At 73.6% G+C, this 6,916-nt stretch carries 6 protein-coding genes; 5 read left to right on the top strand and 1 reads right to left on the bottom strand.

Translation table 11 applies throughout. The annotated features are described in order from the left end of the window. From DKL51_RS04180 to DKL51_RS04160, 5 genes are all read left to right on the top strand, one after another. On the top strand, positions 1-531 hold a 531-nt coding region (locus DKL51_RS04180; protein ID WP_148097720.1), incomplete at its 5' end, for a PP2C family protein-serine/threonine phosphatase. Between the two features lie 34 nt (positions 532-565). Further along, a complete protein-coding gene (locus DKL51_RS04175; RefSeq protein WP_124811745.1) occupies positions 566-1,390 on the top strand; it encodes an oxidoreductase in 825 nt (274 codons plus the stop codon). A gap of 126 nt (positions 1,391-1,516) precedes the next feature. Then, on the top strand, positions 1,517-2,377 hold the full coding sequence (locus DKL51_RS04170) for a universal stress protein (RefSeq protein ID WP_124811744.1): 861 nt from the start codon (positions 1,517-1,519) through the stop codon (positions 2,375-2,377). Positions 2,378-2,471: 94 nt separating this feature from the next. Next, positions 2,472-4,874, top strand: a complete 2,403-nt coding sequence (locus DKL51_RS04165) for a phosphoketolase family protein (protein ID WP_124811743.1) — start codon at positions 2,472-2,474, stop codon at positions 4,872-4,874. Further along, on the top strand, positions 4,871-5,731 hold the full coding sequence (locus DKL51_RS04160; RefSeq protein ID WP_124811742.1) for a universal stress protein: 861 nt from the start codon (positions 4,871-4,873) through the stop codon (positions 5,729-5,731). The genes DKL51_RS04165 and DKL51_RS04160 overlap by 4 nt, the downstream gene beginning before the upstream one ends. A 39-nt stretch (positions 5,732-5,770) precedes the next feature. Here DKL51_RS04160 and DKL51_RS04155 read toward each other — a convergent pair. Continuing rightward, positions 5,771-6,916 (bottom strand): heavy metal translocating P-type ATPase (locus DKL51_RS04155; RefSeq protein ID WP_124811741.1); only part of this gene is annotated, 1,146 nt, incomplete at its 5' end.

Here is a 6,916-nt window from a genome sequence, read left to right as displayed (position 1 = left end):
GAGGTACGCGACGTCGGCGCCCGGCTCGGCGAGTTGACCGGCTGCACGCTCACCGCCCTGCTGGTCGAGCCGGACGGCGACCTGGCCTGGATCGTGCAGCTCGGCGACTCCCGCGCCTACCGGCTCCGCGACGGCCTGCTCGAACTGCTGACCGTCGACCACACCGCGGCCTGGCTGGGCGTGCTGCACGGCTGGTACGTCGCGGACTCCCCGGCCGCCGCCCGTGCCCGCTACCACCTCACCCGGTACGTGGGCCATCCGGACCAGCCGGAGCCGGACCTGATCGCGGTGACCCCGCGCCCCGGCGACGTGTACCTGCTCTGCACCGACGGGATCGCCGACCAGGTGGACTACGACCGACTGCGGACGGCGCTGGCCGACGGCGGCCCGACCGAGGCGGCCCAGGCCCTCCTGGCCGCGTCCCTGGCGGCCGGCGGGCGGGACAACGCCACCGCCGTCGTCGCCCGCGTGCACCCCGTCCAGCTGACCCCCTCCCGGATCACGCCGATCGGCCACCCGGCGGAACGGTGACCGGCGACACGCTTGACGATCTGACGTTCTCGTCATGACCACCGTCCTGATCACCGGCACCTCCTCCGGCATCGGCCGGGCCACCGTGCGGCGCCTCGCCCGCCGCCCCGAGCTGACCGTCTACGCCACCGCCCGCAAGGTGGAGGCGATCGCCGACCTGGCCGACGCCGGCGCCCGGCTGCTCCCCCTCGACGTCACCGACGAGGCGTCCATGCGGGCCGCCGTCGCCGCGATCGAGGCCGAGCACGGCCAGGTCGACGTGCTGATCAACAACGCCGGCCACGGCGAGTACGGCCCGATCGAGGAAACCCCGATGGACCGGGTCCGAGCGCAGTTCGAGACGAACGTGTTCGGGCTCAGCCGACTCACCCAGCTCGTACTGCCCGGGATGCGTCGGGCCGGCCGGGGCCGCATCGTCAACGTCAGCTCGATGGGCGGCCGGCTCGTCTTCCCCGGCGGCGGCTACTACCACGCCAGCAAGTACGCGGTGGAGGCGATCTCCGACGCGCTGCGCCAGGAGGTCCGGCCGTTCGGTGTCGACGTGGCGATCGTCGAGCCGGGGCTGATCCGCACCGGCTTCGGCGCGGTCGCGAGCGAGTCGCTCGGCGCCGGCGCCCGGCCGGCCGGGCCGTACCGGCAGATGGTCGCCGCGGTGGACGCGGTGATGGCCCGCTCGTACGGCAGCAGGCTCCTCGCGGCGCGGCCGGAGACGGTGGCCCGGGTGATCGAGCGGGCGGTCACCGCCCGCCGGCCGCGCACCCGCTACCTCGTCACCGCCGCCGCCTGGGCCATGGTGCACACCCGCCGGCTACTCGGCGCCCGGCTCTTCGACACGGTCAACCGCCTCCAGTTCCGCTGACCCGGCCGCACCCCTGCGACCGGGGCCGCCGGGGTCGCCGATCCGGCCCCCGACCGGCACCGCCCGGACTACCGTGGGTGAGGACAGCGTGGTCGTGCCCTACCCGGCGCCGGGAGGTGAGGCGGGATGGCCGTAACCGCTCACGGGGCCGTGGTCGCCGGCATCGGATCGTCGGACGAGGATCTCCAGGTCGTCCGGCTGGCCGCCGGCGAGGCCGCCGCGCACGGCCGTCCGCTGCACCTGTTGCACGCGTTCAACTGGGCGGCGGCGTTGGAGGCACCGTCGATCGGGGGTCCGCGGGCCGCCGCGGAGAGCCTCCTCGAGCGGGCCGGGAAGGTCGCCGGCGAGGTGGCGCCCGCCGTACCGGTCAGCGGCGAGATCGTCGAGGGCTCCCCGGTGGCGGCGCTGATCCGCGCCTCGGAAACGGCGTTCATGGTCGCGGTCGGTGACGGCGGGATGGCCGGCTGCCCGGGCTGCGTACCGACCGACGCGCCCGCCGTGCAGCTCGCCGCCCGCGCCGGCTGCCCGGTGCTGGTCGGTCGCGCCGAGCCACCGCCCCAGGGTCCGGTGCTGGTCGGTGTGGACGGTTCGGCGAGTTCCGAGACGGCACTGTGCTTCGCCTTCGAGTGCGCCGCCCGCCGTGGCGCCCGACTGCTCGCGGTACGGGTCGTCGAGCCGAACCGACGCGACGACAGCGAGGACGTCCTCAACCGGGCGGTGGCCCGGTACGCCGAGGGTCAGCCCTCGGTGCCGACGGAGTGCCACACCCTCCGCGGCGACCCCGGCACCGTCCTGCTGGAACAGTCCCGCTCGGCGCAGGTCGTGCTGGTCGCCGCCCGTGGGGACGAGGCGTGGCGGGGCATGCTCGGTGCGGTCAGTCAGACCCTGCTCTACCACTCGCCGGCCCCGGCGATCGTGGTTCGCGGGCTCACCGTCCGCGCGCCCGAGGGGCAGCACGCCCTCACGGCCCGGGACCAACGACCCTGATCAAGTCCGGACGGGCGGGCGAAGCTGAAGGGGCCCGGGCGGCTTTCCGCCTTCGGGATGCAGAAGTCCCCGACCCGCGAGAGGCTATTGCAGCATGGACACCGCTCTCGACGTGCACGGCCCACTGACCGACGACGAGCTGGGCAGGCTTGACGCCTACTGGCGGGCGGCGAACTACCTCACCGTCGGCCAGATCTACCTGCTGGAGAACCCGCTGCTGCGGGAACCGCTGAAGCCCGAACACGTCAAGCCGCGGCTGCTCGGCCACTGGGGTACCAGTCCGGGGTTGAACCTGATCTACGCCCACCTCAACCGGGTCATCGTCGACCGGGACCTGTCCGCCATGTACATCACCGGTCCCGGACACGGCGGGCCGGCGCTGGTGGCCAACACCTGGCTGGAGGGCACCTACAGCGAGCTCTACCACTCAGTGAGCCGGGACGAGACGGGGATGGCCCGGCTGTTCCGCCAGTTCTCCTTCCCCGGTGGCATCCCCAGCCACGTCGCGGCGGAGGTGCCGGGTTCGATCCACGAGGGCGGCGAGCTGGGGTACGCCCTGAGCCACGCGTACGGCGCGGCGTTCGACAACCCCGACCTGCTCGTCGCCTGCGTGATCGGTGACGGCGAGGCGGAGACCGGCCCGCTCGCCGGCAGCTGGCTGTCCAATGTCTTCCTCAACCCGGCCCGCGACGGCGCGGTGCTGCCCATCCTCCACCTCAACGGGTACAAGATCGCCAGCCCGACGGTGCTGGAACGGATCCCCGAAGACGACCTGCTCGGTCTGATGCGCGGCTACGGCTATCAACCGTACGTGGTCTCTGGCGACGACCCGACCCGGGTGCACCAGAGCCTCGCCGCCACACTGGACCGCGCGGTCGACGAGATCGCCGAGATCCAGCGCCGGGCCCGCTCCGGCGGGGACAATCGGCGCCCCCGCTGGCCGATGATCATCCTCCGTACGCCGAAGGGCTGGACCGGCCCGAAGGAGGTCCACGGCAAGCAGGTCGAGGGAACCTTCCGCTCCCACCAAGTGCCCATCGACGGGGTGCGGAAGAACCCGGAGGCCCTCGCCGAGTTGGAGCGCTGGCTGCGCAGCTACCGGCCGGAGGAGCTCTTCGACGCCACCGGCGCCCCGGTCCCCGAGTTGGCCTCGCTGTCCCCGAAGGGGGACCGGCGGATGAGCGCCAACCCGGTCACCAACGGCGGCCAGGTGCTGCGCGACCTGGAGCTGCCCGACTTCAGGAACTACGCGCTCGACGTGAAGCAGCCCGGTGAGCCAATGGCCGGCGCCACCGGCCTGTTGGGCCCGTGGGTCCGCGACGTGATCAGCGCCAACCCGCAGACCTTCCGCCTCTTCGGCCCCGACGAGGTCGCCTCCAACCGGCTCGGCGCCGCGTTCGAGGTCACCGACCGGGCGTTCGTGGCCAGAACCGTCCCCGGCGACGACCACCTCTCCCCCGACGGCCGGGTAATGGAGGTGCTCTCCGAGCACCTCTGCCAGGGCTGGCTGGAGGGCTACCTGCTCACCGGCCGGCACGGCATCTTCACCAGCTATGAGGCGTTCATCCACATCGTCGACTCGATGGTCAACCAGCACGCCAAGTGGCTGAAGGTGACCCGGGCCATCCAGTGGAGGCAGCCGCTGGCCTCGCTGAACTACCTGCTCTCCAGCCACGTGTGGCGGCAGGATCACAACGGCTTCTCGCACCAGGACCCGGGCTTCATCGACCACGTGGTCAACAAGAAGGCGGAAGTGGTGCGGGTCTACCTGCCACCGGACGCCAACACCCTGCTCTCCACCATGGACCACTGCCTGCGCAGCCGGCACTACATCAACGTGGTGGTGGCCGGGAAGCAGCCGGCGCCGAACTGGCTGACCATGGACGAGGCGATCCAGCACTGCCGGCGCGGCCTTGGCATCTGGGACTGGGCCAGCACCGACGAGGGCAGCGAACCGGACGTGGTGCTCGCCTGCGCCGGCGACGTCCCCACGCTGGAGACCCTGGCCGCGGCCGACCTGCTCCGCCAGCACCTGCCCGGGCTGAAGGTGCGGGTGGTCAACGTGGTCGACCTGATGCGGCTGCAGCCGCCCTCGGAGCACCCGCACGGCCTGCCGGACAACGAGTTCGACACCATCTTCACCCGCGACAAGCCGATCATCTTCGCCTACCACGGCTACCCGTGGCTGATCCACCGGCTCACCTACCGCCGGACCAACCACGACAACCTGCACGTACGCGGCTACAAGGAGGAGGGCACCACCACCACACCGTTCGACATGGTGATGCTCAACGACCTGGACCGGTTCCACCTGGTCATCGACGTCATCGACCGGGTGCCCGGGCTCGCCTCGCGCGCCGCCCACCTGCGGCAGGAGATGGTCGACGCCCGGCAGTCCTGCCGCGACTACACCCGCCGGTACGGCGAGGACGACCCCCGGGTCGCCGAGTGGCGCTGGATCCGGGAGACCGAACCCGAGCTGCGGGGGCAGGCATGAGCGGCGACGAGATCCTGGTCGGCTACGACGGCTCCGCCGACGCCACGGTCGCCCTGGACTGGGCGATGGACGAGGCGGGCCGCTCCGGCCGGCCGGTCCGCCTGGCGTACGTCTTCGAGTGGCTGACGGTGGCCGGCTGGGTCGGCCCGGGCGTGGCGCCCGGCATCTGGCCGGACGAGCGTGCCCGCCGGCAGGTGGAGGAGCTGGTCCACAAGGCGGCGGAGGACGCCGCCGCCGAGCGGCCCGGCCTCACCGTGCACGGCGAGGTCTTCGACGGCCCGCCCGCCCTGGTGCTCCAGGAACGCTCGGCCGACGCCGGGATGCTGGTGCTCGGCAGCCGCGGACACGGCGGGTTCGCCGGTCTGCTCGCCGGCTCCACCGCGGTGTCGGTGGCCGCCCACGCCCACTGCCCGGTGGTGGTGGTCCGCGACGGGCAGGCCGCCACCTCCGGCCCGGTGGTGGTCGGCGTGGACGGCTCCGAGTCCTCCCTGCGGGCCCTCGGCTTCGCGGTCGAACGCGCCGCCCAGCGGGACGTGCCACTGCGGGTCATCCGGGTCTGGGAGCCGCCCGGTGAGCGGAGTGCCCGCTTCGACCCGGAGGAGGCGACCGCCACCGAGCGGGCGGCCGTGGAGGACGAACTGGCCCAGTGGCGGGAGACCTTCCCGGACGTGCCGATCGAGGTCCGGGTGAACCCCGGCAACCCGGCCCCCGCGCTGGTGGAGGCGAGCCGGGAGGCGCAGCTCGTGGTGGTCGGCAGCCGCGGCCGGGGCGGGCTGCGGGGAATGGTGCTCGGCTCGGTCAGCCAGCAGCTGATCCACCACGCCCACTGCCCGGTGGCGGTGGTCCGGGAACGCTGACCGCTCTGACCAGCATCCCCTCCTGGTCACGCCGCGCCGTCAGCCGCCGTCGCCCGGTCGGCCCTCGGCAGGGCTGAGCGAGAAGTAGTCCTCCTCCTCCTGAGCCAGGTGCAGCCGCATCACGGCGTCCAGCCCGTACAGCGCGGCAAGCAGGTCGGGGATCTCGTCCGGGCGCAGCCGCCCGTCGGTGTTCTGGGCCAGGTGGCCGCCGATCCGGTCCACCAGCCGCTTGATCTCCACATGTCCCCGGCTCATCGTCGAGGTCGCCTCGTCGCTGCCCAGCGGCCCGGCCAGCGCCGGATAGAGCTGCCGTTCCTCGGCGGCCTCGTGCGGCAGCACCTCGTCGGTCAGCCGGCGGTGCACCTCCCGCAGCGCCGGCACGCACTCCGGCGCGTCCGGGTGCGTCGCCACCAGGTCGGCGGCGTCGCGCAGCCGGGTCAGCACCTCCCGGACACCGCCGTGCTCGCCGGCGTACCGGTCCAGCAGCTCCCGGGTGGCCGGCGGGACGTCCGGGCCGCGCAGCCCGCCGCCGAGGGCCCGCAGCGCGTTGAGGATCACCACCACGTCGATGCCCTCCTGCAGGAAGGCACCGGCGACCGGGGGCAGCCCGCCGGCGGCGGCGACGACCATGGCGATCACCGCCAGCCCCATCCCGACGGTGGCGCTCTGCACCGCGATCCGGCGGGCGTACCGGGCGATCTCCACGGCGTCGGCGAGCCGGTCCAGCCGGTCCACGGTGAGCACCGCGTCCGCCACGTCGGCCGAGGCGGTCGCCCCGGTGGCGCCCATCGCCACCCCGACGTGCGCCTCGGCGAGCGCCGGCGCGTCGTTGACCCCGTCGCCGACCATCACCGTCACCGCGCGGCCGGACTCCTCCTTGACCCGGGCGACCTTCTCCTGCGGTGAGCACTGGGCCAGCACGTCGTCCACGCCGACCGCCTGGGCGACCTGCTCGGCGGTACGCGGCCGGTCCCCGGTGACCATGACGAGGCGGTTCAGCCCGGCCTCCCGGAGTCGCCGCACGGTCCGCCGGGCGTCGGCGCGTACCGGATCCTCCAGCAGGATCGCGCCGAGCGGCGCGCGTTCGTCGCTCACCCAGACCGTGGAGCGCCCGGCCAGCTCGGCGCGCTCGCGTACCCGGCCCGCCCACTCCGGGGGCTCGCCCGCGAGCTGGCCCACCCGGAC

The organism is Micromonospora globispora (genome assembly GCF_003857015.1).
GTDB classification, from domain to species: domain Bacteria; phylum Actinomycetota; class Actinomycetes; order Mycobacteriales; family Micromonosporaceae; genus Micromonospora; species Micromonospora globispora.
This window is presented reverse-complemented; position numbering and strand designations above follow the sequence as displayed.